This window comes from Nocardioides sp. Leaf307 (assembly GCF_001423135.1).
Lineage (GTDB): Bacteria > Actinomycetota > Actinomycetes > Propionibacteriales > Nocardioidaceae > Nocardioides > Nocardioides kribbensis.
The window spans coordinates 165,295-189,121 of record NZ_LMNY01000001.1 but is presented as its reverse complement, the minus strand read 5'-3'; the positions used below and the strand labels follow the sequence as shown (position 1 = coordinate 189,121).

The 23,827-nt window shown below is 73.5% G+C and carries 22 protein-coding genes; 4 read left to right on the top strand and 18 right to left on the bottom strand.

Translation table 11 applies throughout. The features are described from left to right. Positions 1 to 94: 94 nt before the first annotated feature. Both ASF50_RS00795 and ASF50_RS19355 read left to right on the top strand, forming a co-directional pair. Positions 95 to 1,048 carry an alpha/beta hydrolase gene (locus tag ASF50_RS00795; protein WP_082502616.1) on the top strand — a complete coding sequence of 318 codons (954 nt, stop codon included), beginning with the start codon at positions 95 to 97 and terminating at the stop codon, positions 1,046 to 1,048. Between the two features lie 207 nt (positions 1,049 to 1,255). Further along, positions 1,256 to 1,657, top strand: a complete 402-nt coding sequence (locus ASF50_RS19355; protein WP_056903185.1) for a PGPGW domain-containing protein — start codon at positions 1,256 to 1,258, stop codon at positions 1,655 to 1,657. A 138-nt stretch (positions 1,658 to 1,795) separates the two neighbouring features. On the opposite strand, the gene ASF50_RS00785 is transcribed toward ASF50_RS19355, so the two are convergent. From ASF50_RS00785 to ASF50_RS00730, 12 genes are all read right to left on the bottom strand, one after another. Further along, complete coding sequence (locus ASF50_RS00785) at positions 1,796 to 2,479, bottom strand: LutC/YkgG family protein (protein WP_056903184.1); 684 nt, start codon at positions 2,477 to 2,479, stop codon at positions 1,796 to 1,798. Next, positions 2,472 to 4,169, bottom strand: coding sequence for an LUD domain-containing protein (locus ASF50_RS00780; protein ID WP_082502614.1), 1,698 nt, complete (start codon positions 4,167 to 4,169; stop codon positions 2,472 to 2,474). Before ASF50_RS00780 ends, ASF50_RS00785 begins: the two co-directional genes overlap by 8 nt. Then, positions 4,166 to 4,990 (bottom strand): (Fe-S)-binding protein, encoded by an 825-nt coding sequence (locus tag ASF50_RS00775; RefSeq protein ID WP_414855728.1) that lies wholly within the window; start codon positions 4,988 to 4,990, stop codon positions 4,166 to 4,168. The genes ASF50_RS00780 and ASF50_RS00775 overlap by 4 nt, the downstream gene beginning before the upstream one ends. Positions 4,991 to 5,095: 105 nt before the next feature. Then, positions 5,096 to 6,583, bottom strand: coding sequence for a rhamnulokinase (locus ASF50_RS00770; RefSeq protein WP_235557510.1), 1,488 nt, complete (start codon positions 6,581 to 6,583; stop codon positions 5,096 to 5,098). A 29-nt stretch (positions 6,584 to 6,612) separates the two neighbouring features. Beyond that, on the bottom strand, positions 6,613 to 8,649 hold the full coding sequence (locus ASF50_RS00765; RefSeq protein WP_056903183.1) for a bifunctional rhamnulose-1-phosphate aldolase/short-chain dehydrogenase: 2,037 nt from the start codon (positions 8,647 to 8,649) through the stop codon (positions 6,613 to 6,615). Positions 8,650 to 8,735: 86 nt separating this feature from the next. Further along, the gene (gene rhaI, locus ASF50_RS00760; protein ID WP_056903182.1) at positions 8,736 to 9,914 is read right to left on the bottom strand and encodes an L-rhamnose isomerase; all 1,179 of its coding nucleotides are present in this window, start codon (positions 9,912 to 9,914) and stop codon (positions 8,736 to 8,738) included. Positions 9,915 to 9,997: 83 nt separating this feature from the next. Further along, the gene (locus tag ASF50_RS00755) at positions 9,998 to 10,354 is read right to left on the bottom strand and encodes an L-rhamnose mutarotase (RefSeq protein ID WP_056903181.1); all 357 of its coding nucleotides are present in this window, start codon (positions 10,352 to 10,354) and stop codon (positions 9,998 to 10,000) included. 3 nt (positions 10,355 to 10,357) lie between these two features. Next, positions 10,358 to 11,827 carry an L-fucose/L-arabinose isomerase family protein gene (locus ASF50_RS00750; RefSeq protein ID WP_056903180.1) on the bottom strand — a complete coding sequence of 490 codons (1,470 nt, stop codon included), beginning with the start codon at positions 11,825 to 11,827 and terminating at the stop codon, positions 10,358 to 10,360. Between the two features lie 110 nt (positions 11,828 to 11,937). Next, positions 11,938 to 13,038, bottom strand: coding sequence for a rhamnose ABC transporter substrate-binding protein (rhaS, locus tag ASF50_RS00745; RefSeq protein WP_235557509.1), 1,101 nt, complete (start codon positions 13,036 to 13,038; stop codon positions 11,938 to 11,940). Continuing rightward, positions 13,035 to 14,099, bottom strand: a complete 1,065-nt coding sequence (locus tag ASF50_RS00740) for an ABC transporter permease (RefSeq protein ID WP_156718019.1) — start codon at positions 14,097 to 14,099, stop codon at positions 13,035 to 13,037. The genes rhaS and ASF50_RS00740 overlap by 4 nt, the downstream gene beginning before the upstream one ends. Then, the gene (locus tag ASF50_RS00735) at positions 14,092 to 15,045 is read right to left on the bottom strand and encodes an ABC transporter permease (RefSeq protein ID WP_235557508.1); all 954 of its coding nucleotides are present in this window, start codon (positions 15,043 to 15,045) and stop codon (positions 14,092 to 14,094) included. Before ASF50_RS00735 ends, ASF50_RS00740 begins: the two co-directional genes overlap by 8 nt. Positions 15,046 to 15,170: 125 nt before the next feature. Continuing rightward, positions 15,171 to 16,691, bottom strand: a complete 1,521-nt coding sequence (locus ASF50_RS00730) for a sugar ABC transporter ATP-binding protein (RefSeq protein WP_056903176.1) — start codon at positions 16,689 to 16,691, stop codon at positions 15,171 to 15,173. A gap of 224 nt (positions 16,692 to 16,915) precedes the next feature. Between ASF50_RS00730 and ASF50_RS00725 the strand changes: the two genes are divergently transcribed. Next, complete coding sequence (locus ASF50_RS00725) at positions 16,916 to 17,938, top strand: LacI family DNA-binding transcriptional regulator (RefSeq protein ID WP_056863125.1); 1,023 nt, start codon at positions 16,916 to 16,918, stop codon at positions 17,936 to 17,938. Positions 17,939 to 18,163: 225 nt separating this feature from the next. Here ASF50_RS00725 and ASF50_RS00720 read toward each other — a convergent pair whose 3' ends face one another. Together ASF50_RS00720 and ASF50_RS00715 are read right to left on the bottom strand one after the other, a co-directional pair. Further along, positions 18,164 to 18,598 carry a nucleoside deaminase gene (locus ASF50_RS00720; protein WP_056863538.1) on the bottom strand — a complete coding sequence of 145 codons (435 nt, stop codon included), beginning with the start codon at positions 18,596 to 18,598 and terminating at the stop codon, positions 18,164 to 18,166. Positions 18,599 to 18,825: 227 nt separating this feature from the next. Then, positions 18,826 to 19,311 carry a tRNA adenosine deaminase-associated protein gene (locus tag ASF50_RS00715; protein WP_056903175.1) on the bottom strand — a complete coding sequence of 162 codons (486 nt, stop codon included), beginning with the start codon at positions 19,309 to 19,311 and terminating at the stop codon, positions 18,826 to 18,828. Positions 19,312 to 19,516: 205 nt separating this feature from the next. On the opposite strand from ASF50_RS00715, the gene upp reads away from it, so the two are divergent. Continuing rightward, positions 19,517 to 20,158 (top strand): uracil phosphoribosyltransferase, encoded by a 642-nt coding sequence (gene upp / locus ASF50_RS00710; RefSeq protein WP_056903174.1) that lies wholly within the window; start codon positions 19,517 to 19,519, stop codon positions 20,156 to 20,158. Between the two features lie 177 nt (positions 20,159 to 20,335). Here upp and ASF50_RS00705 read toward each other — a convergent pair whose 3' ends face one another. From ASF50_RS00705 to ASF50_RS00690, 4 genes are all read right to left on the bottom strand, one after another. Continuing rightward, positions 20,336 to 20,767 carry an organic hydroperoxide resistance protein gene (locus ASF50_RS00705; protein WP_056903173.1) on the bottom strand — a complete coding sequence of 144 codons (432 nt, stop codon included), beginning with the start codon at positions 20,765 to 20,767 and terminating at the stop codon, positions 20,336 to 20,338. Between the two features lie 70 nt (positions 20,768 to 20,837). Then, the gene (locus ASF50_RS00700) at positions 20,838 to 22,241 is read right to left on the bottom strand and encodes an NAD(P)(+) transhydrogenase (Re/Si-specific) subunit beta (protein ID WP_056903172.1); all 1,404 of its coding nucleotides are present in this window, start codon (positions 22,239 to 22,241) and stop codon (positions 20,838 to 20,840) included. Continuing rightward, complete coding sequence (locus ASF50_RS00695; RefSeq protein ID WP_056863120.1) at positions 22,238 to 22,573, bottom strand: NAD(P) transhydrogenase subunit alpha; 336 nt, start codon at positions 22,571 to 22,573, stop codon at positions 22,238 to 22,240. Before ASF50_RS00695 ends, ASF50_RS00700 begins: the two co-directional genes overlap by 4 nt. Beyond that, the gene (locus ASF50_RS00690) at positions 22,570 to 23,787 is read right to left on the bottom strand and encodes an NAD(P) transhydrogenase subunit alpha (RefSeq protein ID WP_082502612.1); all 1,218 of its coding nucleotides are present in this window, start codon (positions 23,785 to 23,787) and stop codon (positions 22,570 to 22,572) included. Before ASF50_RS00690 ends, ASF50_RS00695 begins: the two co-directional genes overlap by 4 nt. Positions 23,788 to 23,827: the final 40 nt, after the last annotated feature.

Here is a 23,827-nt window from a genome sequence, read left to right as displayed (position 1 = left end):
GGGTCAGGGCGAATCCGGCCGGACGTCGTCCCGGGGCCCGCCGCCACGGCGGTCGGGACGACCCCGGCTCGGGTCCGCGCGGCATGATCGGGCCGTGACCCCGAGCAGCGAGACCGGCCCCCGCCACGACGCCAACACTGGCACCGGCCACGGGCCCGACCACGAGCCCGACCGCCACGACGTCGAAGTCGAGGGCGGCGCCCTCGCCACCTTCCGGTACGGCGACCCGGGCGCACCCCCCGCGCGCACGGTGCTGGCCGTGCACGGCATCACGGCCAGCTCGCGGGCGTGGCCAGCGGTCGCGCGGTCGCTGCCCGACGACTGGGCCCTCGTGGCCGTCGACCTGCGCGGGCGGGGCGCCTCCCGCGACCTGCCCGGCCCGACCGGTCTCGACCGCCACGTCGCCGACCTCTGGGCCGTCGTACGGAGCCTGGACCCGGAGGGCTCGGGCGACCTGGTGCTGCTGGGCCACTCGATGGGCGCCTACGTCGGGCTGCTCCTGGCCGCCGACTCCCCCGACGCCTTCGCGCGCGTGGTGCTGGTCGACGGGGCCGTGCCGCTGCCCGTGCCGGCCGGCGCCGACCCCGACGTCGTGCTCGAGGCCACCCTCGGCCCCGCCCTGGCCCGGTTGAGCCAGACCTTCCCCGACGACGACGCCTACGTCGACGTCTTCCGCGCCCACCCCGCGCTGGCCCCGCACTGGAACGACGACGTCGAGACCTACGCCCGCTACGACGCGCTGACCACCGACGCCGGGGTGCGCTCGCGCGCGATCGAGGACGCTGTGCGCGCCGACGGACGCGACCTGCTGGTGCTGGGCGAGCGGCTCGACGCCGCCCTGCGCGGCCTGCGCACGCCGACGACGCTGCTCGTCGCGCCGCTGGGGATGTTCGGGGAGGCGCCCGGGCTGCTGCCGGCCGAGGCGGTCGCGGCCTACGACGCCGAGGTGCCGGCGCTGGGGGTCGAGACCCTCGCGGGGTCCAACCACTACACGATCCTCTTCGACCCGTCCGCCGCGCGGCGGGTGGCCGCCGCGGTCACGGGCTGACCCTGCCCGGGGCGGGCCGGTCAGGCTGACCCGGTCGGGGTGGGGGTCGGGCCGAGCCGGGCAGGGCGGGCAGGGCCGGTCGGTCGGGCCAGTCGGTCGGGCCGGTCGGGGTCGGGCGCGAGGCGCGGCGTTCCTCAGACGCCGCTCAGGCGGACCGGTGAGACTGGTCGCCCGCCGCCGTACCCCCGGAGCACCCCGGAGCCACCTGTGACCGACCTGACCCTCGCCCCGCGCGCCGACGCCCTCCTCGCCCGCATGGAGGCGTGGTCGGCGCGCAGCCTGGCCCGCTCGCTGGCCGTCAAGGCGGCGGTGACCGTCGCCGGGCCGCTCGTGGTGCTCACCGGGGTCGCCATGCTGGTGCTGCCCGGCCCCGGGCTCGTGGTCATCGCGCTGGGCCTGGCGCTGCTGGCGGTGGAGTACCCCTGGGCGCGCCACGCACTCGCCCTGCTCGGTCGCGCCCTCGCGCGGGCCAAGCAGGCCACCCTGCCCGCCGGCGCCTCGGGCCCGCTCCGGCTCCTCGGCGTCGCCGCCATCGCCGGCGTGCTCGTCGCCGGCTTCCTCGCCACCACCGCGGTCACCGCCCTGCTCGGCTCGCTGGCGCTGCTCTGAGGCGGGCGCGGGTTTCGCCGGTCGGCTGGCGAAACCCGCACCTGTCGGCCCACGCGTCGGCCGACAGGTGCGGGTCCGGGCCGACAGGTGTGACGGGTGGTGCCGGTGGGGCAGGCCGCTCGGCGGCCGACGGGGCGTTCAGTCCACGAGCAGCACGTGCAGGGTCCGGGGGCCGTGGACGCCCTCGACGCGGTCGAGCTCGATGTCGCTGGTGGCGCTGGGGCCGCTGATCCAGGTGAGCGGGCGGGCGGGGTCGAGGAGCTCGACGGCGTCGGGCACGTCGGCGACGACCTGGTCGGCGCGCACGATGCAGACGTGGAGGTCGGGCACGAGGGTGATCGCGCGGCGGCCCTGGTCGGGGGTGTGGTCGAGCACGATGGTGCCGGTCTCGGCGACGCCGACGCGGGCGGCGGTGACCACGGCCACGCAGGCGTCGAGCTCGGCGGCGCTGAGCACGCCGGCCTGCCCAGCGGTGTCCGAGGCGTCGGACGTGGCGTCGGGCGAGGGGTCGTCGACCACGGCGCGTGGCACGTGTACGTCGAGCCCGGCGGGCACGACCACCCGGCCCTGCACCGGCAGTGCGGCGGCGATGCGCTCCTCCAGCTCGGCGGCGGTGCAGCGCTCGACCACCGCGCGGTAGTCGGCGACGCGTTCGTCGAAGAGGTCCACCAGCGCGGCGTGGGCACCCTCGTGGGTCGCCGGGGTCGCGCGCGGCGGCACCACCGGCGAGGCGTCTGCGGCCTCGGGCACGACGTCGCCCAGCGCGGCGCGCACCCGGGCGAGGATCTCCTCGCGTGCCGAGGTCGGGGCGCGGTCAGTCATCGGCCAGTCCTGTCTGCGTGGGGCCTGTCTGCGTGGGGCCTGCCTGTGTCGGACCGGACTGTGTCGGACCGGACTGTGTCGGACCGGACTGTGTCGGACCGGACTGTGTCGGACCGGGCTGTGTCGCACCGGTCGGGGCCTGTCCGGCCGAGGGCTGTCCGACGGGTCCAGTCGGGGCGGGTCCGGTGGGGGTGCGTCCGCCGTCGGTGCGCTGCCACCAGGCGCGGAACGACTCGGCGGGCGGGGCGGGCAGGTCGCGGGCGCCGGTCCAGGCGGCGCCGGGCCCGGGGATGCGGCCGGCGGTGGCACGGCCTCCGGGCAGCGACGTACGCGAGAGGCGGGTGAGGACCTTGCCGGTGAGACCGGAGGCCTTCTCGACCAGGCCGAGGCGGCGGGCGTCGGTGAAGGCCCAGGCGGCGGCCTTCATGGCCACGGCCTCGGCCTTGGGCACGCGGTCGCCGCGGTGGCCGTCGACGACCTTGGAGCGCAGGTGGACCAGCACCTCGGGGATGTCGATGCGCACCGGGCAGACCTCGAAGCAGGCTCCGCACAGCGAGGAGGCGTAGGGCAGCGAGTCGGTCTGGGCGCCCGCGGCACCGCCGGGGCCCTCGGGGCCAGTGCCCTTCATCAGCGGGTTGAGGATCGCCCCGATCGGGCCGGGGTAGACCGAGCCGTAGGAGTGACCGCCGGTGCGCTCGTAGACGGGGCAGACGTTGAGGCAGGCCGAGCAGCGGATGCAGCGCAGCGCCTGGCGCCCGACCTCGTCGGCCAGGGCGTTGGTGCGCCCGTTGTCGAGCAGCACGACGTGGACCTCCTGGGGGCCGTCGCCGGGGGTGACGCCGCTCCACGTGGAGGTGTAGGGGTTCATCCGCTCCCCGGTCGAGGAGCGCGGCAGCAGCCGCAGCAGCGGGTCGAGCTCGGCCCAGGTCGGCACGACCTTCTCGATGCCCACGACCGAGACGAGCACCTCGGGCAGGGTCAGGCACATCCGGCCGTTGCCTTCGGACTCCACCACGACCAGGGTGCCGGTCTCGGCGACGGCGAAGTTGGCGCCGGAGACGCCGACCTTGGCCCGCAGGAACTTCTCGCGCAGGTGCAGCCGCGCCGCACCGGCCAGCTCGGCCGGCACGTCGGTGAGGCCCTCGGGCGCGGGGCGGCCGGCCTGGCCCATGTGGTCGCGGAAGATCTCGCGGACCTCGGCGCGGTTGCGGTGGATCGCGGGCACCAGGATGTGGCTGGGCAGGTCGTCGCCGAGCTGCACGATCAGCTCGGCCAGGTCGGTCTCCCAGGCCGCGATCCCCTCGGCGGCCAGGGCGGTGTTGAGGTCGATCTCGGCGGTCGCCATCGACTTGACCTTGACGACCTCGTCGACCCCGTGGCTCCTCGCGACCTGCGCGACGATCGCGCAGGCCTCGGCGGCGTCGCGCGCCCAGTGCACCGTCGCACCGGCCGCGGTCAGGGTCGCCTCGAGCTGCACCAGGTGGGTGTCGAGGGAGCGCAGGGCGCGCTCCTTGACGGCGGCGCCGGCCAGGCGCAGCTCCTCCCAGTCCTCGACCTCGGCGACGACCTTGGCCCGCTTGGCGCGGATGGTGCCGGTGGCGTGGGCCAGGTTGTGGCGCAGCTGGGTGTCGCCGAGCGCCTCGCGCGCGGCGGTCGGGAAGGGCGGCATGCCCACGAACGTGCGGCTCATGCGACGTCTCCGCTCGGGCTAGAGGTCGGGCTGGAGGTCGGCATCGGGGCCTGGACCGGGGTGGCCTCGGCAGGAGCGGCCAGTACGGCACCCTCCTCGGTGGAGGCCAGCACCTCGGCCAGGTGCATCACCCGCACCCCCGAGCGCTCGCGCGAGAGCAGGCCGCCGACGTGCATCAGGCACGAGTTGTCGCCGGCCACCATCACCTCCGCGCCGGTCTCGCGCACGTGGCGGGCCTTGTCGGAGCCCATCGCCACCGAGGTGTCGGCGTTCTTGACCGCGAAGGTGCCTCCGAAGCCGCAGCACTCCTCCGCGCCCGGCAGGTCGACCAGGCGGATCCCCCGCACCGCCTCCAGCAGCCGGCGCGGGCGGTCGCCCACGCCCAGCATCCGCAGCGAGTGGCAGGTCGGGTGGTAGGTCACGCGGTGCGGGAAGTAGGCCCCCACATCACTCACCCCCAGCACGTCGACCAGGAACTCCGAGAGCTCGTGGACCTTCGGCGAGGTCGCCTCCACCGCCCGCTCCAGCGAGCGGTCGCCGCTGCGCCGTGCCACGATGCCGTGCTGGTGACGCGCCGAGCCCGCGCACGAGCCCGACGGCGTCACAATCGCGTCGTAGCCCGCGAAGGCGTCCACGAACGTCCGCACCACCGGCACCGCCTCGTCCAGGTACCCGGTGTTGACCATCGGCTGCGCGCAGCACGTCTGCGCCGCCGGGAAGTCGACGTCGACGCCGAGGCGCCGCAGCAGCCGCACCACCGCCTGCCCCGTCTCGGGGAACATCGCGTCGTTGACGCAGGTCACCATCAGCGCGACGCGCACGGTGTCTCCTTCGGGTCGGTGCTGCGGGGGGAGGGAGTGGTGGGTGCCGGGCCGTGCTCCCTCCGCGACCGTACGCCGGTCGGCGGCGGTCGGCACGGGGGCGGGTCAGGAGCCGCGGGGCAGACGCGCCTCGGCGGCGTCCCAGTCGTGGCCCCCGCGGGGCTCGTGGCGGCGCAGCCCGTGGGTGGCGCGCACGAGTGCGCGCATCGCCGCCAGGTCGGGCAGGTCGGCGCCCAGGGTGCGGGCCTGCACCAGCACGTTGCCGAGGGCGGCCGCCTCGGCCGGCCCGGCGAGCACGGGCAGCCCGCAGGCGTCGGCGGTGAGCTGGCACAGCAGCGCGTTCTGCGACCCGCCGCCCACGACGTGCACGACCTCGAGGCGGCGCCCGGCCAGGTCGGCGGCGGTGCGCAGGTGACGACGGTAGGCCAGGGCGAGCGAGTCGAGCACGCAGCGCACCAGCGCCATCCGGTGCTCGGGCACCGGCTCCCCCGCCCGCGCGGCCAGCGCCACGACCCGGTCGGGCATCGGGTCGAGCGCGGTGCTCGGCGCCAGCAGGGCGGGGTCGTTGATGTCGACCACGGTGCGCAGCGCGGGGGCCTCCCCCGCCCCGGCCAGCAGGGTCGGCAGGTCGGTGCCGGCGAGGCCCTGCTCGGTCCAGGACCGCACGCACTCCGAGAGCACCCACAGGCCCATGACGTTCTTCAGGAACCGCACGGTGCCGTCGACGCCGCCCTCGTTGGTGAAGTCGGCGACCCGCGCCGCCTCGCTCAGCACGGGCTTCTCCAGCTCGAGCCCGACCAGCGACCAGGTGCCCGAGGAGATGTAGCCGAACTCCTCCTCGCCGGCCGGCACCCCGACCACCGCGGAGGCGGTGTCGTGGGAGCCGACGGCGATGACCGGCACGTCCTGGGCGAGGTCGAGCCCGGCGGCCACGTCGGGGCTGACCCAGCCGATCCGGTCGCCGGCGTCGCGCAGCGGCGGCAGGATCGCCCACGGCACGCCGACACGGCGCGCCAGGTCGGTGGACCACTCGCGGGCGCTCACGTCGTAGAGCTGGGTGGTGGAGGCGTTGGTGCGCTCGGCCCCGACCTCCCCGGTGAGCCAGTAGGCCAGCAGGTCGGGCAGCAGCAGCAGGGTCTCGGCCGACTCCAGCGCCGCGGTGCCGCGGGCGGCGACGAGCTGGTAGATCGTGTTGAAGGGCAGCTGCTGGAGCCCGGTGACGGCGTAGAGCTCCTCGGCGGGCACGGTGCGCAGCACCTCGGCGGCCACGCCGTCGGTGCGGCGGTCGCGGTGGCTGTGCACGTTGCCCAGCAGCGCGCCGTCGCGGTCGAGCAGGCCGTAGTCGACGGCCCAGGAGTCGATCCCGATGCCGTGCAGCGGGCCCGAGCGGGCCACCGCACGCAGCCCGGCGAGCACCTCGCGGTGGAGGCCCACGACGTCCCAGTACAGCGAGCCGCGCACGGGCACCGCGCCGTTGGCGAAGCGGTGCACCTCGCTCAGCGCGAGGTGGCCCGGCGCGACGGTGGCGGCCATGACCCGGCCGCTGGTGGCGCCGAGGTCGACGGCGGCGACCCGCAGCGGCGCGCCAGGCACGGCCACCGGGGTCGCTGGGGTGCCCGGGCTCACCGCAGGAACGCCGCGGCCACGCCCGCGTCGACCGGCACGTGGAGGCCGGTCGTGTGGGTCATGTCGGGCCCGCAGAGCACGAAGACGGCGTTGGCGATGTTCTCCGGCAGCACCTCGCGCTTGAGGATCGTGCGCTGGGCGTAGAACTTGCCGAGGTCCTTCTCCTCCACGCCGTAGACCGCGGCGCGGTTGGCGCCCCAGCCGCTGGCGAAGATGCCCGAGCCCTGCACGACGCCGTCGGGGTTGACGCCGTTGACCTTGATGCCGTGGGCGCCGAGCTCGGCGGCCAGCAGCCGCACCTGGTGGGCCTGGTCGGCCTTGGTCGCGGAGTAGGCGATGTTGTTGGGGCCGGCGACGACGGAGTTCTTGGAGGAGATGTAGACGATGTCGCCGCCCATCTCCTGCTCGACCATCACCTTGGCGGTCGCCTTCGAGACCAGGAAGGAGCCCTTGGCCATCACGTTGTGCTGGAGGTCCCAGTCGGCGGCGGTGGTGTCCATGAGCGACTTCGACAGCGAGAGCCCGGCGTTGTTGACGACGAGGTCGACACCGCCGAAGGCGAGCACGGCCGCGTCGACCATGGCCTGCACGGCGTCCTCGTCGGAGACGTCGGCGGCCACACCGACGGCGACGTCGGAGCCGCCGATCTCGGCCGCGGCGGCCTGCGCCTTCTCCAGGCTCAGGTCGGCGATGACGACGCAGGCGCCCTCGGCGGCGAGCTTCTTCGCGGTGGCCTTGCCGATGCCGCCTGCGGCGCCGGTGACCAGGGCGACGCGGGTGGCCAGCGGCTTGGGCTTCGGCATCCGCTGGAGCTTGGCCTCCTCCAGCGCCCAGTACTCGATGCGGAACTTCTCCGCCTCGTCGATCGGGGCGTAGGTCGACAGGCCCTCGGCACCGCGCATCACGTTGATGGCGTTGACGTAGAACTCCCCGGCCACGCGGGCGGTCTGCTTGTCCTTGCCGAAGCTGAACATGCCGACGCCCGGCACGAGCACGATGAGCGGGTCGGCGCCGCGGATGGCGGGCGACTCCGGGGTGGCGTGACGGTCGTAGTAGGCCTGGTAGTCCTCGCGGTAGGCCACCGCGAGCTCCTTGAGCCGCGCCACGCAGTCCTCGACGGGCGCGTCGGAGGGCAGGTCGAGCACGAGCGGCTTGACCTTGGTGCGCAGGAAGTGGTCGGGGCAGGAGGTGCCCAGCGCGCCGAGGCGGGGGTGCTCGGAGGAGGCGAGGAAGTCGAGGACCTCGCCGGTGTCGGTGAAGTGGCCCACCATGGGCCGGTCCTGCGAGGCGATGCCACGGATGGTGGCGCCGAGGGCGGCGGCCTTGGCGCGGCGCTCGGCCTGCGGCAGCGGGGCGTAGCCGGCCAGCGGCGGCCCGAACGGCTCGGGCCGGCTGTGCTCGGCGATGTAGGCCGCGGCCGTGTCGATGATCCACAGCGAGGCCCGCTCGGCCTCGTCGCTGGTCTCGCCCCACGCGGTGATGCCGTGGCCGCCGAGGATGCAGCCGATGGCCTGGGGGTTCTTCTCCTTGATCTCGGCGATGTCGAGGCCGAGCTGGAAGCCGGGGCGGCGCCACGGCACCCACACCACCTTGTCGCCGAAGATCGTCGAGGTGAGCTCCTGCCCGTCGGCGGCGGTGGCGACGGCGATGCCGGAGTCGGGGTGGAGGTGGTCGACGTGCGGGGCGTCGACCAGGCCGTGCATGGCGGTGTCGATCGACGGCGCGGCCCCACCCTTGCCGTGCAGGCAGTAGTCGAAGGCCGCGACCATCTCGTCCTCGCGCTCGACGCCGGGGTAGACGTCGACCAGCGCGCGCATCCGGTCGAGGCGGAGCACGGCCAGGCCCTGCTCGGTGAGGGTGCCGAGGTCGCCGCCGGAGCCCTTGACCCAGACCAGCTCGACGGGCTGGCCGGTGACGGGGTCGGTCTCGGTGCCCTTGGCGGAGGTGTTGCCGCCGGCGTAGTTGGTGTTCTTGGGGTCGGAGCCCAGGCGGTTGGAGCGGGCGATCAGGTCGGCTGCCGCGGGGTGGGTCATGGTGGTGTCAGTCCTCGGTGGGTTCGACGTGGGGTTCGACGTGGGGTTCGACGTGGAGTACGACGGGAGGGCGGGTCGGGTGCGGCTCAGGTCCAGGACAGCTGGGCGCCGCCGACGCGGGCGGCCTCGATCTGCTGCTGGTGGCCGGAGGCGGCGTAGGCCTTCATCGGGTGCGCGGGCAGGCCGCGCTCCTCGCGCCAGGCGGCGAGGTCGGGGCGCACGTCGGTGCTGTAGGCGTCCATGAAGACCTCGTGGGCGCCGAGCACGTCGCCGGCCTCCTGGGACGCGGCGAGCGCGGCGCGGTCGACGAGCAGGGCGCGGGCTGTCATCTCCTGGACGTTGAGCACCGAGCGGATCTGGCCGGGGATCTTGTCCTCGACGTTGTGGCACTGGTCGAGCATGAAGGCGACGTCGCTGCGGCCGTCGACGTTGGCCGGGCCGTAGCCGCCGCCGCGGATGACCTCGAAGAGGATCCGGAAGAGCTGGAAGGGGTCGGCCGAGCCGACGATGAGGTCGTCGTCGGCGTAGAAGCGGCTGTTGAAGTCGAAGGATCCGAGCTTGCCCAGGCGCAGCAGCTGCATGACGATGAACTCGATGTTGGTGCCCGGCGCGTGGTGGCCGGTGTCGAGGCAGACCACGGCCCGCTCGCCCAGGGCGCTGACCTGGGCGTAGGAGGTGCCCCAGTCGGGCACGTCGGTGTGGTAGAACGCCGGCTCGAAGAACTTGTACTCCAGCACCAGCCGCTGCTCCTCGCCGATCCGGTCGTAGATCGCGGCGAGCGACTCCGCGAGGCGGTCCTGACGCCCGCGCAGGTCGGCCTGGCCGGGGTAGTTGCTGCCCTCGGCGAGCCAGATCTTGAGGTCGCGGGACCCGGTGGCGTGCATGACGTCGATGCACTCGAAGTGGTGGTCGATCGCCTTCTGGCGGACCTTGGCGTCGGTGTGGGTCAGGGCGCCGAACTTGTAGTCGTCGTCCTGGAAGGTGTTGGAGTTGATCGTGCCCAGGGCCACGCCCTGCTCCTCGGCGTGGGCGCGCAGCGCGGCCCAGTCGTCGGTGAGGTCCCACGGGATGTGCAGGGCCACCGAGGGCGCGAGCCCGGTGAAGCGGTGCACGGTCGCGGCGTCGGAGACCTTCTCCTGGATCGAGCGCGGGGTGCCCGGCGTGCCGAAGACCTTGAAGCGGGTGCCGGAGTTGCCGAAGGCCCAGGACGGGAGCTCGATGGCCTGGCCGTCGAGCTGGTGCGCGATGTCGTCGAACGTGGTCATGAGGAGCTCCTGTTGCCTCGCGTCTCCGCGGGATTGAATCGATTCATGATGAGGGTGGGGGTCGCCGCCGACCCTCCGGGCGGTCAGTCCTGGGAGGACCCCGCCAGGCGGGCGAGCTGCGACTCGAGGTGGAAGACCTGCTCGAGACGGACGAAGCCGGTGTCGGGGCGGTCGTCGCCGAGGTCGAAGAACTCCGCCATCTCCTGCTGCCACCGGGCGTTGACGGCGGTGGCCGCCATCGCGGCCTGCGCGGCCTCCAGGTCGTCGACCTCGACGTAGCCGATGAGCAGGCCGTCACCGCGCAGGAAGAGGGAGTAGTTGCGCCAGCCGCTCTCGCGCAGCGCCTGGAGCATGTCCGGCCAGACGTCGGCGTGCCTGGCGGTGTAGTCGGCGATCCGGTCCGGCCGGACCTGGAGCTGGAAGCAGACCCGTTGCGTCACGGCTCAGGCCATGCTCACGTGGCGGTGCTCGAGCCCGAGCAGACTCGCGGCGGCGCCGAGGTCGGCGGCGCGGTGACCGACGCACAGGGCCCAGTGGTGACCGATGCCGGTCTGGCTCCAGGCGTCGACCCACTCGCCGGGGTCGCCGCCGAAGGCGACGCGCGAGGTGGTGTTGCCGATGGCGAGCAGCGGACCGGGGACGACGGTGCCCTCCGAGGTGATGAAGACGAAGGATCCGTCGGGGTCCTGTCCGATCCCGAAGGTCGTGACCGGCCCCTGCCGCACGTCGAACTCGACGCTGACCCCCCAGCCGCGCTTGCCGTGGTAGACGCCGAGCCCACGCAGGAGCGGATCCTGCGCGCTCACCGCCAGGTGGGCCGGTCCGTCGTGGCCCATCTCCACGACGTCGTCGTGGAAGTTCAGGGCCTGGATCTCGGTGAAGGACCCGCCGGCACCGATCGCCTGGGCCGCGACCTGGGCGATGGACGTGCGCAGCTCGTACTCGCCGGCCATGGGGATGCCTCGAGCGGTGAGGATGGAGGAGCCGAGGATCATGCCTGCGCCGAGACGCTCGTGCTGCTCCCCCTGGAGCCCGCGGTGGTAGTAGGCCACGGAGTCGAGGTCGAAGTCGGTGACCAGCCGGTCGAGGCCCACCGAGACCTTCGCCCCCCAGGTGAAGTCGTCGTCGTCGACGGAGTCGTCGATGGTGAACAGCTCACGGGCCAGGTCCTTGCGCTCGGCGACCTCGGCGTCGGTGACCTCCGCCACCCGCACCCGCAGGTCGTCGAACTCCAGGACCTCGACGTGCGATCCGAGCTGGCTCGAGACCAGTGTCATGTCGGTCGAGACGTCCAGCATGCCCGGGTAGAGGTGCCCCATGAGGCCGTGGCGGGCGTGGCGTAGCCGTCCTCGGACCGCTGCCGCGTGCACCCACTGGTCGATCCTCTTCCAGGCGCTCTCCTGACGCAGGTGGCCCGAGACCGAGCGGAAGGGGATCCCGGCCCGGCGGAAGACGTTGCCCACCTCCGGCACGGGGCACTGCCCGCAGTAGGCGAGCCACTCGCCGGTGCCGAACGACGCGTGGTCCATCGCCTCGGTCGGCTGTAGGTCGATCACCAGCACCGGCGCCGTGGCGCGCTGGGCGATCGGCAGGACCATTGAGGCGGTGAGATAGGTGGTGAGGAACACCACGACGAGGTCGCAGTCGGCCTGGCGCAGCTTCTCGGCCGCGACCACCGCCTCCTGCGGGTCGGAGATGAAGCCGACGTCGACGACGTCGGCGTCCAGGCCCTGGAAGCGCTGCGTGACGTAGGCCGTCGACTCCTGCAGCTGCGGCAGCAGCCCGGGGAACTGGGGCCAGTAGGCCGCGAGACCGCCGGCGACGAGTCCGATCCGGGTGCGGCGCCGCGTGAAGGGCGTGAGCACGGACGGGAGGGTCAGGGGCTGGGCGGTCGGCTGGTCGGTCGTCGTCATGGTCTTCCTCACCGAGGGGCGTGGGCGGTGACCCGGGCCGCCTGCTGTGGCGGCCCGGGTCTCTCGTGCTGGGTCGTGCCGGGTGCTGCGTGCGCTGGTGGCGCGGGGACTCAGAAGTCGTAGTCGTCGATGTTGTCGGCGTTGAACTTCGTGGGCGGGCCCACGATGACGATGCCGTCGGCCCCGACCTCGCGCTCGCCGAGGTCACCGGCCTCGAAGGTGTCGCCCTCGGCGCCGGTGATGTCGCCGTCGGCCAGCGCCTTGCCGGCGAATGCCGCCACGTATCCCAGCTGGGCCGGGTCCCAGAGGGCGAACTCGCTCACGGTCCCGTCCTTGACGAACTCCCGCATCTCGTTGGGGAGTCCGAGGCCGGTCAGAGCGACCTTCCCCTTGTACTCCGAGGTCGAGAGGTACTTGGCGGCGGCGGCGATGCCGACGGTGGTGGGCGAGATGATGCCCTTCAGGTCCGGGTAGGACTGCAGCAGGCCCTGCGCCTCCTTGAAGGACTTGTCGGCGTCGTCGTCGCCGTAGACCTTGGTGACGATGTTGATGCCCGAGTATTCGGGGTTGGAGTCGATCTCCTCCTCCATGAACCTGATCCACTCGTTCTGGTTGGTGGCGGTGGCGGTGGCGGACAGGATCGCGACGTCGCCGGAGCCGCCGATCTGCTCGGAGATCATCTCCAGCTGCACCAGCGCGACGTCCTTGGCCTCGACCTGACTCACGAACAGGTCGCGGTAGTCGGGGTTGGTGTCGGAGTCGAAGGCGACGATCTTCGCCCCGGCGTCACGCGCGGCCTGCAGCGAGGGCCCGACGGCGTCAGGGTCGTTGGCGGCGATGACGATGACCGAGGCCTGCTCCTGCGTGGCCTGCTCGATGAACGGCACCTGGGCGCTCGCGCTGGCCTCGAGCGGGCCGAGCACGGAGGCCGACATGCCGGTCTCCGCAGCCCCGTCCTCGCCACCGCCGAGCACGACGTCGGTGTAGGGGTTGTTGAGCTGCTTGGGGAGGAAGACGATGCTGCCGGCATCGCTGCCGCCGTCACCGCCGTCGCCGGACTCCCCGCCCACGGAGCCGCACGCGGCCAGGGCAGTGCTCAGGGCGATCGCGGCCACCGCGGCGCCCACGGCTCGTCCACTGCGGCGACCCGACGCCTGGGAGAACATCTTCATGGTTGTTCCTTTCGACTTGCGACGCGTGGGCGTCGTCACCCGGCGGCTGGTGCCGCAGGGGAGCTGGTGGTGAGACGGGACAGACGGCGCTTCTCCCGCGCCCATCCGAGGGCGCTGGGCGTGACCACCGAGAGCACGAGGAGCACTCCGGTCACGATGGGCAGGGTCGTCTCGTCGACGCGGGCCAGCCGCAGCGCGTAGGTGACCGTGCCGATGAGGAGGACGCCGGTCACGACTCCGAAGACCGTGCCGCGGCCGCCGAAGATGGACACCCCTCCGAGGAGCACGGCGGCGATGACCGAGAGCTCCAGGCCCGTGGCGTTGTCGGGGCCGGCGCTGGCGAAGCGCAGCGTCCAGTAGACGCCCACCAGACCGGAGACCGCACCGGACACCACGAAGAGCCAGAACTTCGCGGCCCCCACACGGACCCCCACGAAGCGAGCGGCCTCGGGGCTGAAGCCGAGGGCGTACAGCGTGCGTCCGAACGACGTCTGGTGCAGGACCACGGCGAAGACGGCCACGACGACCGCCACCCCGAGCATCACGACCGGGATGCCGGTGTCGCCGATGCGCTGGGTCGCGAGGCGGGTGAGCTCGGCGGGGAAGTCCGAGACCTTCTGGTCGCCGATCACCACCAGGGCCAGACCCCTGAACAGCGCCAGGGTGCCGATGGTGACCGCCAGCGACGAGACCCCGAGACCTGTGATGAGCAGTCCGTTGAACGCACCGCAGAGGGCACCGACGAGGAGGCAGCAGACGATGATGGTCCAGATCCCCAGGTCGGTGTCACGCCACAGGACCCCCATCACCGCACTGGTGAGGCCCGCGGTGCTGGCCACCGAGAGGTCGATCTCACCGGTGACGATGATCAGCGTCATGGGCATCGCCAGCAGCAGGACGGGCACGATCCCCACGAGCAGGAAGCCCAGCGTCACGGTCGTGGCGAAGTTGACGATCACCGCCGAGGCGGCGATCACGACCCCGACCAGGACGAGGAACAGCATCGTGTCGGGCCGGCGCGCAGCGCGGCGCAGGGCCGAGGGGCGGGGCGGAGCGCCCTGCGGCAGGGGGCTCTGGCGGCGGGTGGCGGTATCAGTCATCTCGGGCCTCACTGACGCGGAGCTTGTTGGCGCGGCGGATGGCGGTGACGCGATCGACGACGACCGCCGCGAGGATCAGCACGCCGACGATGGCCTGCTGCCAGAACTTGTCGACCCGGGTGGCCGTGAGCGAGCTGGTGATCGTGCTGAGCAGCACCGCCCCCAGGCCGGCTCCGACCACGGTCCCGACGCCGCCGGAGATGGCGACCCCGCCGACCACCGCGGCGGCGACGACGTCGAGCTCGAGTCCGCTGCCGGTGAGCGCTCCCACGGAGTTGTACCGCGAGGCGTAGAGGACTCCGGCGAGCCCGGTCAGGGCTCCGCAGGCTGTGAAGGCGAGCAGCACCCGGGACTGCACGCGGATGCCGAAGAGCTTGGCCGCGTCGGGATCGGACCCGATCGCGTACAGGTCGCGGCCCGGCCTGCGGAACGCCAGGTACACCGCCACGACGGCGAGGACGGCCAGGGCGATCAGGGTGATGATCGGCAGACCCAGCACGGTCTCGACCGACAGTCGGCCGAAGCCCGCGGGGTTGTCGCCGGAGAAGTACTGCTTGCTGCCGGCCCAGGTCGACAGGATGCCGCGGAAGGCGTACATCGTGCCGAGCGTGATGACGAGCGCCGGCACCTTGGCCACGGTCACGAGGGCGCCGTTGACGGCTCCGAGCAACCCGCCGAGCAGCATGCCCACGACGAAGACCACGGCGACCGGGGCCTGCGGCGCCGCCTCGAAGAACGCGCCCACCGAGAAGGCGACCATGCCGAGGATGGCTCCGACCGACAGGTCGACGTTGCGGGTGATGAGGACGACCGCCTGGGCCGTCGCCAGGATCACCAGGATGGTCGCGTTGAGCATCAGGTCCTTGACGCTCTGCGCCGACAGGAACTGGTCGTTGATGAGCCAGGTGACGACGATGAGGGTCACGAGGGCCACCGCGACGGGCATCTCCCGCGCCTTGAGGACCGGGGCTGCGCGCGACCCGGACCGTCGTCGCGCACGACGCGCGGAGCCGCTGGGCTGTGGCCGGTCCGACGTCGGTCCCGGGTTGGGCGGGGTGGTGGTGGTGGACATCAGGCGACGGTCTCCTCGGTGGAGGCGGTGGCGGCGTGCATGACGCGCTCGGGGGTGGCCTCGGCGCGGGAGAGCTCGGCGGTGATCCGCCCCTCGTGCATCACCAGCACGCGGTCGGCCATACCGAGCACCTCCGGCAACTCGGAGGAGATCATCACGATGGCCACCCCCCGGCCGGCGAGGTCGGAGAGGAGCCGGTGCACCTCGGACTTGGTGCCGATGTCGATGCCGCGTGTGGGCTCGTCGACGATCAGCAGGGTCGGGTCGGTGGCGAGCCATTTGGCCAGCACGACCTTCTGCTGGTTGCCGCCCGACATGGTCGCCGCCGCGTGCTGCGGCGAGCCGGTCTTGACCTGGAGCCTGCGGGACCAGTCTTCAGCGGCGCGAGCCTCGGCCCGATTGTTGATCAGGCCGAACCGCGAGACCTGTGAGCGCAGGGTGAGGGTGAGGTTGCGGGCCACGGACAGCTCCATGACCAGACCCTGCTTGCGTCGGTCCTCGGGCACGAAGGCCATGCCCGCCGCGATGGCGGCCTGGGGGGACCGCGGGGCCACGTCGGCACCGTTCATCCGCACGCTGCCGCTGTCGTAGGCGTCGACCCCGAACACTGCCCTCGCCACCTCGCTGCGACCCGCGCCGACGAGGCCGGCCAGGGCGACGATCTCGCCGGAGCGCACCTGGAAGGAGATGTCATGGAAGACGCCACCGCGATCCAGCCGCTCGACCTCCAGGACGGCCTCGCCGATCGGGGCGACCTCCTTGGGGAAGAGCGCCTCGATGCTGCGGCCGACCATCTCCTTGACGATCTGGTCCACCGTCACCTCGTCGGTGCGGTGCGTCGAGACGTAGGCGCCGTCGCGCATGACGGTCAGGGTGTCGCAGAGGTCGAAGACCTCCTCGAACCGGTGGGAGATGAACACGATCCCGGCACCACGGTCGCGCAGGCTCCGTGCGACACCGAAGAGACGGTCGACCTCGACACCGGACAGAGCCGCCGTGGGCTCGTCCATCACGAGGAGGCGAGCATCGAGCGAGATGGCCTTCGCGATCTCGATGATCTGCTGATCGGCGATGGACAGGCCCTCGGCCAGCCGGTCGGGGTCGATCGGGACGCCGAGGCGGGCGAAGAGCTCACGCGCCTCCTCGCGCATCCGACGCCGGTCGATCAGGCCGAGGCGGCTGAGCGGCTGGCGTCCGACGAAGATGTTCTCGGCCACGGTCAGGTCGGGGAAGAGCGTCGGCTCCTGGTAGATCACGGCCACGCCGGCGGCCTTCGAGTCGGCCGTCGACGTGAAGTCGACCTCCTCGCCGTCGAGTCGGAAGACCCCGCTGTCGCGTCGGTAGAGCCCGGCGATGATCTTCACCATCGTGGACTTGCCTGCGCCGTTCTCCCCGATCAGGGCGTGGATCGACCCTGACTCCACGACCAGGCTCCCCGAGCGCAACGCCGCCACGGCCCCGAAGGACTTGGCCACGTCGCGCAGCACCAGGGTGGCATCGGCGGGTGCCGCTGCGGCCATGGTTTCCTCACTTCCCTCGTCCGGACCATCTGATTTGAAAGGTTTCAATCTGACGTCCAGACCGTAGGTGACTGCTGTCACAGACGTCAAGCGCTCTACCGCAATTCGGGGGGGAAAGTCCGATCAGCGGACGCGGGACACAGGATCGTCCGCGCACTAGGCTGCCCTAGATCGTTTCAAGCAGCGGGTCCAGACCACCCGCAGGAGCAGGCAGGGGTGGTGGTGTGAGCGACGCTGCGCGCAGCGCCTCGGTCAAGGACGTCGCCGCGGCGGCCGGGGTCTCCCTCGGCACGGTCAGCAACGTGCTCAACCGCCCCGACCGGGTCAGCCCCGCCACCCGCGCCCGCGTGCAGGACGCCATGCGCGAGCTCGGCTTCGTGCGCAACGAGTCGGCGCGCCAGCTGCGCGCCGGCACCAGCCGGACGCTGGCCTACGTCATGCTCGACGCCGGCAACCCCTTCTTCACCGACGTGGCCCAGGGCATCGAGGTCGCCGCCGAGGACGTCGACCTCACCGTGGTGCTGTGCAACAGCGCCAACCGCGCCGACCGCGAGGCCGCCCACCTCACGCTGCTGGAGCAGCAGCGGGTGCAGGGCGTGCTGGTCACGCCCGTCGACCCCCACTCCGCCACGCTCGACGACCTCGTGCGCCGCGGGACCCCCGTGGTCATCGTCGACCGCACCCGCCCCGACGCCTCGCTGTGCTCGGTCTCCGTCGACGACGAGCTCGGCGGCCGCATCGCCGTCGAGCACCTGCTCGACCTCGGCCACGAGCGGATCGCCTTCATCGGCGGGCCCGCCACCCTCGGACAGGTGCGCGAGCGGCTCGCCGGCGCGCGGCGCGCCTGGGCCGACGCCGGCCGCCCCGAGGACGACCTGCTCGTCGTCACCACCGCCGCCCTCGACGTGCGCGAGGGGCGCGAGGCCGGCCAGCGCCTCGCCGGGCTCCCCGCACGCCGTCGACCCACCGCCGCCTTCTGCGCCAACGACCTGCTCGCCCTCGGCCTGCTGCAGCAGGCCATCGGCTCGGGCACCCGGGTGCCCGAGCAGCTCGCCATCGTCGGCTACGACGACATCGAGTTCGCCGCCGCCGCCGCCGTGCCCCTCACCTCCGTGCGTCAGCCCCGCCAGGAGCTCGGTCGCACCGCCGCCGCCCTTGTCCTCGCCGAGGCCACCGACGAGACCCACACCCACCGCCAGGTGCTCTTCACCCCCGAGCTGGTCGCCCGGGCCTCGACGACGGGGTAGGTGGGCGGGCCGTCTGCGGGTTTCACCAGCCGGCTGGCGAAACCCGCACTGGTCGGCCCGTGCGGGGGCCGACAGGTGCGGGGGTGGGCCGACCGGTGTGACGGGTGGGGCGGGCGGGACAGGCCGGAGGCGCGCGGGCGAGGCGCCGCGATCGGGTACGGGGGTCAGGCGCAGGGTCAGACGCGGGGTCAGGCGCAGGGTCAGACGCGGGGTCGGGCGCGGGGGTCAGGCGCGGTGGGCGCGGAAGAAGTCCTCGAGCAGGGCGGCGGAGTCGGGGGCGAGCACGCCGGCGACGACCTCGGGCCGGTGGTTGAGCCGGCGGTCGCGCACGACGTCCCAGAGGCTGCCGACGGCGCCGGCCTTGTCGTCCCAGGCGCCGAGCACGACGCGGTCGACCCGGCTGAGCACGGCGGCGCCGGCGCACATCGTGCACGGCTCGAGGGTGACCACGAGGGTGCAGCCGTCGAGGCGCCACTCCCCGCGGGCGCGGGCGGCCTCGCGCAGCGCGACCACCTCGGCGTGGCCGGTCGGGTCAGCCTCGGCCTCGCGCACGTTGCGGCCCCGCCCCAGGACGGCGCCGTCACCGTCGACGACCACCGCGCCGATCGGCACGTCGCCGGTGCCCAGCGCGGCCCGGGCCTCGGCCAGGGCCTCGCGCATGGCGGGCTCCCACGCGGCGAGGGCGGCCGGCGAGGAGGTCATGGCGGCATCATGCCGGGTCGCCCGACCAGGCGCGGACGCGTGGGCGTCGCGCACCGGCTCGTTCCCGGGGCGGCTCGTGCTCGGGGCGGCTCGTGCTCGGGTCGGCGCGGGCACCGGGCAGCGCGGGCGCGGGGCGGCACGAGGAGAGTGCGGCGCGGGCGCGGGGCGGCGTACGCCGGGGTGGGTCAGACGTCGACCATGCCGACGACGTCGTCGAAGAGCTCGCCGAAGCCGAGGCGGCGGGCGACGTCGGAGAGGATCTCGTCGGGGTAGAGGTCGACGTCGTCGAGCAGCACCCCCAGGTCGAGCTCGTGCATGCCGAGGTCGGCGAGCAGGCCGAGGTCGCCGGCGGGCACCTGCTCGTCGTCGTCGCCGAGGTCGGGCAGGCCGAGGTGCTCCAGCGCGGAGTCGGCGAGGTCCCAGTCGTCGGCGGCGGTGACGTCGGAGAGCAGCAGGCGCACCGACGTGCCGGCGACCCGGAGCAGCAGGAACCAGTCCTCGTCGACGGCCACCATGCCGAGCGCGCCACCCTCGCCGGGCAGGCGGCGCAGCGCCTCGGCCAGGGTCTCGACGTCGTCGAGGTGGTGGTGGGTGATCTCCTGGACGCTCCAGCGGCCCTGCTCGCGGTAGGCCGCCACCGCGAAGTCGACCGCGTCGATCTGCTCGCTCACGGTGCTCTCCCGTCCGCTGCGTCCGTGGCCCCGGTCGGCGCCCGGGTGGTGCCCGAGGGATGACCGGGTGGTGGCTGGAGTGGTGCGGGTCGCCGGAGGTGGCCCGACCCCAGCGTGACAGACCGGGGTGGCCGGGGCCACCCCTGCGCGACGGGCTTGACCGACGGCTGAGCCGGCGCCGTCGGCGTGCCCTAGGGTTTCGCGCATGCGCACCCACGTCGTGGACCACCCGCTCGTCACCCACAAGCTCACCACGCTGCGCGACGAGCGCACCGACTCCCCGACCTTCCGCGCCCTGGCCGACGAGCTGGTGACGCTGCTGGCCTACGAGGCCACCCGCGACGTGCGTGTCGCGACCGTCGAGATCCGCACGCCCGTCTCGGCCGCCACCGGGGTGCGTCTGGCCTCCCCCAAGCCGCTCGTGGTGCCGATCCTGCGCGCCGGTCTCGGCATGCTCGACGGCATGATGCGGCTGCTGCCGACGGCCGAGGTCGGCTTCCTGGGCATGGTGCGCAACGAGGAGACCCTCGAGGCCTCCACCTACGCCGAGCGCCTGCCCGAGGACCTCTCGGGGCGCCAGTGCTACGTGCTCGACCCGATGCTGGCCACCGGCGGCACGCTCGCCGCGGCCATCCGCTTCCTCACCGACCGCGGCGCCGACCACATCACCGCGATCTGCCTGCTGGCCGCCCCCGAGGGCTGCGCGCGCCTGGAGCAGGAGCTCGAGGACATCGGCGTGCCGGTCACCGTCGTCACCGCCGCGATGGACGAGCGCCTCGACGAGAACGGCTACATCGTGCCCGGGCTCGGCGACGCCGGCGACCGGCTGTACGGCGTGGCCCACTGAGCCGAGCGCCCGGGGCGGCGCACGGCTGACGGCGCCACCGGGCGCCACCCGTCAGCCGGCACCGCCCGCCACCAGGCACCACCGGCCACCACCGGGAGACGGCACGAGCCGCCACCCCGGAGGGCGACGGCTCGTGCGAGGTCCCGCCCGAGGGCGGGAGTGGATCCGGTGCGAGGGTCAGGCGCCCTTGCCGACGACGGTGACGGGCACGTTGCCGCGGGTGGCCTTGGAGTAGGGGCACACCTGGTGGGCGGCCTCGACCAGCTCCTGGGCCTTGGCGTCGTCGACGCCGGGGATGGTCACCTCGATGTCGGCGGTGATGGCGTAGGAGTCGCCCTCGGGGCCGAAGCCGACGGCGATCTCGAGCTGCGAGCCCGAGGCGTCGACGCCGTGGGCCTTGGCGACCATGGTCAGCGCGCCCTGGAAGCAGGCGCCGTAGCCGACGGCGAAGAGCTGCTCGGGGTTGGTGCCGGTGCCGGGCCCGCCGGTCTCCTTGGGGGCGGTCAGCGAGAGGTCGAGCACGCCGTCCTCGGAGGTGGCGCGGCCCTGGCGGCCGCCGGTGACGGAGGCGCGGGCGGTGTAGACGATCTTCTCCGGTGTGTTGGTCATGTGTCCTTCAACAGGTGGACCGCGCGGTCTCTTCCCCGACCGCGCCCGACGTCTCGCGATGTGGAAGCGCTCAGAGCGCCTTGAGAGCGGCGAGCAGCCTGGTGAGGGAGTCCTTGGCGTCGCCGAAGAGCAGCGTGGTGGTCGGCTCGTGGAGCAGGTCGTTCTCGATGCCGGCGAAGCCGGGGCGCATCGAGCGCTTGAGGAAGACGACCTGGCGGGCCTGGTCGACGTCGAGGATCGGCATGCCGTAGATCGGCGCCGACGGGGTGGTGCGGGCGGCGGGGTTGACCACGTCGTTGGCGCCGACGACGAGCACGACGTCGGTCTCGCGGAAGTCGGCGTTGATGTCGTCCATCTCGACCAGCTGCTCGTAGGGCACCTGGGCCTCGGCGAGCAGCACGTTCATGTGGCCCGGCATGCGCCCCGCGACGGGGTGGATGGCGTAGTCGACGCGGGTGCCGCGCGCGCCGAGCACGTCGACGAGCTCGCGCAGGGTGTGCTGGGCCTGCGCGACGGCGAGGCCGTAGCCGGGCACGACGATGACGCGCTCGGCGTAGGCCAGCAGGATCGCGACGTCGGCGGGCCCGGCGCTGCGCACGGGCCGGTCGGAGGCCTCGCCCGCGCCGAGGGTGGAGCCGCCGCGCAGGGCGCCGAAGAGCACGTGGGCGGTGGAGCGGCCCATCGCGCGGGCCATGAGCAGGGTGAGGAAGGTGCCGGAGGCCCCGACGAGGGTGCCGGCCACCAGCAGGGTGGTGTTGGCCAGCACGTAGCCGCCGGCGGCGACGCTCAGGCCGGTGAAGGCGTTGAGCAGCGAGATCACGATCGGTACGTCGGCCCCGCCGACCGGCAGCACCAGCAGCACGCCGAGCGCGAGCCCGAGCACGCCCAGGCCGATCCCGAGGCCGACCGAGGGGTCGCGCACGCACAGCACGGCGAGCACCACGGCGGCGACCAGCCCGACCGCGAAGACCACCGGGAGGCCGCGGAAGAGCACGGGGCGGGAGGTCATCAGCTCCTGGAGCTTGGCGAAGGTGACCACGGAGCCGGCCAGCGAGACCGAGCCGACCACGACGGTGAAGACGGTGGCGGCGACGTCGAACCACCCCGTCGACCCGGGGGCGGTGGCCGCCAGGGCGGCCTGGTGGTCGAGCTCCAGCAGCGCCACCAGGGCGGCAGCGCCGCCGCCGACGCCGTTGAAGAGGGCCACCATCTGCGGCATCTGGGTCATCTGCACCCGCCGGGCCCCGACCACGCCCACCACGGAGCCGAGCGCGACCGCGGCCAGGATGAGCGGCACGTGGTCGAGGCCGCCGGGCACCCCGGAGTCGACGAAGGGCACCGCCACCGCCACCACGGCCGCCGCGGCGCCGACCAGGTTGCCGGCGCGCGCCGTACGCGGCCCCGAGAGACCCTTGAGGGCGAGGATGAAGCCGACCGCGCAGAGCAGGTAGACCAGCTCGGCCGCGGTGCTCACGCCCGGCCCCCGCGCCGGGGGGCGTCCGGCGCCTGCGACCCCGGACCGGGACGGCGGCGCACGAACATCTGCAGCATGCGGTCGGTGACCACGAAGCCGCCGACCATGTTGACGGTGGCCAGCACCACCGCGACCAGGCCCACGACGAGGCCCAGGGTGCTCTCGGCGGTGCCGGTGACGAGCACCGCGCCCAGCAGGATGACGCCGTGGATGGCGTTGGCGCCCGACATCAGCGGGGTGTGCAGGGTCGAGGAGACCTTGCCGACGACCTCGATGCCGACGAAGACGCTGAGCACGAAGACGGTCAGCCACACGATCGGGTCGTCGGTCACGGTGCTCCTCCGGTGGACGGGCCGGTGGACGGGCCGGTGGACGGGCCGGTGGACGGGCCGACGGGTGGGCCGTCGGACGGGCCCTCGAGCAGGGCGCGGGTGGGACCGTGGCGCACCACGCCATCGTGGGTGACGCAGGCGGCGTCGAGCACCTCGTCGGCGAGGTCGGGGGCGAGGGCCGCGGGCGCGTCGGCGGTGGGTGGGCGGGTCATCAGGGCCACCAGGTTGACGACGTTCTGGGCGTAGAGGCGCGAGGCCGGCTGGGGCATCTGGGCCGGCACGTTGCGCCCGCCCCAGACCTGGGCGGCGCCGACGCGCACCAGCTCGCCGGGCACCGAGCCCTCGACGTTGCCGCCGGAGTCGGCGGCCAGGTCGACGACCACGGAGCCGGGCGCCATGGCCTCGACCATCGCGCGGGTCACCAGCAGCGGGGCGGTGCGGCCGGGCACGGCGGCGGTCGTGATGAGCGCGTCGGCGGCGGCGACGTGGGGCGCCAGGAGCTCGCGCTGCAGCCGCGCCCGCTCCTCGTCCATCTCGCGCGCGTAGCCGCCGATGCCCTCGAGCGGCGGGAGGTCGAGGTCGATGGCGCGGGCGCCCATCGAGGCGATCTCCTCCGCGGAGGAGGGACGCACGTCGTAGGCCCGCACCACCGCGCCGAGCCGCTTGGCGGTGGCGATGGCCTGCAGGCCGGCCACGCCCGCGCCGAGCACGACGACCTGGGCGGGCTCGACCGTGCCGGCGGCGGTCATGTTCAGCGGCAGGAAGCGCCGCAGCAGCCCGGCGGCGACCACGGCGCAGCGGTAGCCCGCGACCAGCGACTGCGAGCTCAGGGCGTCCATCGACTGGGCCCGTGAGATCCGCGGCACCAGCTCCATCGCGAAGCTGCTGATCCGCAGGTCGCGCAGGTCGGCGACCAGGTCGAGCTCCTGGGCCGCGGGCAGAAACGACACCGTGGTCGAGCCGCTGGCCAGGCGTCGAGCGGTGGCGCGCGCCAGCGGCTGCACCGAGACCACCACGTCGGCGTCCTCCACGGCGCGGTCCTCGACCGTGGCGCCGGCGGCCTCGTAGTCGGCGTCCTCGGCCAGCGCGCCCAGACCCGCGCCCGGCTCGACCACCACGTCGTAGCCCAGCGCGGTGAGCGCGCCCGCGAGCTCGGGCACCAGGGCGACCCGGGTCTCCCCGGGTCGGGTCTCGCGGGCCACGGCGATCCTCACCCGGGCAACGTAGCCCCGCCGGCACCCCTTGCGCGCCCCC

What these genes read in the sequence shown, in the direction of transcription:
- ASF50_RS00785 (WP_056903184.1), bottom strand. Translation starts at nt 2,479, where the DNA reads ATGACTGACCGCGCCCCGACCTCGGCACGCGAGGAGATCCTCGCCCGG.
- ASF50_RS00780 (WP_082502614.1), bottom strand. Translation starts at nt 4,169, where the DNA reads ATGAGCCGCACGTTCGTGGGCATGCCGCCCTTCCCGACCGCCGCGCGC.
- ASF50_RS00765 (WP_056903183.1), bottom strand. Translation starts at nt 8,649, where the DNA reads ATGACCCACCCCGCGGCAGCCGACCTGATCGCCCGCTCCAACCGCCTG.
- rhaI (WP_056903182.1), bottom strand. Translation starts at nt 9,914, where the DNA reads ATGACCACGTTCGACGACATCGCGCACCAGCTCGACGGCCAGGCCATC.
- ASF50_RS00750 (WP_056903180.1), bottom strand. Translation starts at nt 11,827, where the DNA reads ATGACGACGACCGACCAGCCGACCGCCCAGCCCCTGACCCTCCCGTCC.
- ASF50_RS00740 (WP_156718019.1), bottom strand. Translation starts at nt 14,099, where the DNA reads ATGACTGATACCGCCACCCGCCGCCAGAGCCCCCTGCCGCAGGGCGCT.
- ASF50_RS00735 (WP_235557508.1), bottom strand. Translation starts at nt 15,045, where the DNA reads ATGCCCGTCGCGGTGGCCCTCGTGACCCTCATCGTCGTCACCTGGCTC.
- ASF50_RS00730 (WP_056903176.1), bottom strand. Translation starts at nt 16,691, where the DNA reads ATGGCCGCAGCGGCACCCGCCGATGCCACCCTGGTGCTGCGCGACGTG.
- ASF50_RS00720 (WP_056863538.1), bottom strand. Translation starts at nt 18,598, where the DNA reads ATGCGCGAGGCCCTGGCCGAGGCCCGGGCCGCGCTGGGCACCGGCGAC.
- upp (WP_056903174.1), top strand. Translation starts at nt 19,517, where the DNA reads ATGCGCACCCACGTCGTGGACCACCCGCTCGTCACCCACAAGCTCACC.
- ASF50_RS00705 (WP_056903173.1), bottom strand. Translation starts at nt 20,767, where the DNA reads ATGACCAACACACCGGAGAAGATCGTCTACACCGCCCGCGCCTCCGTC.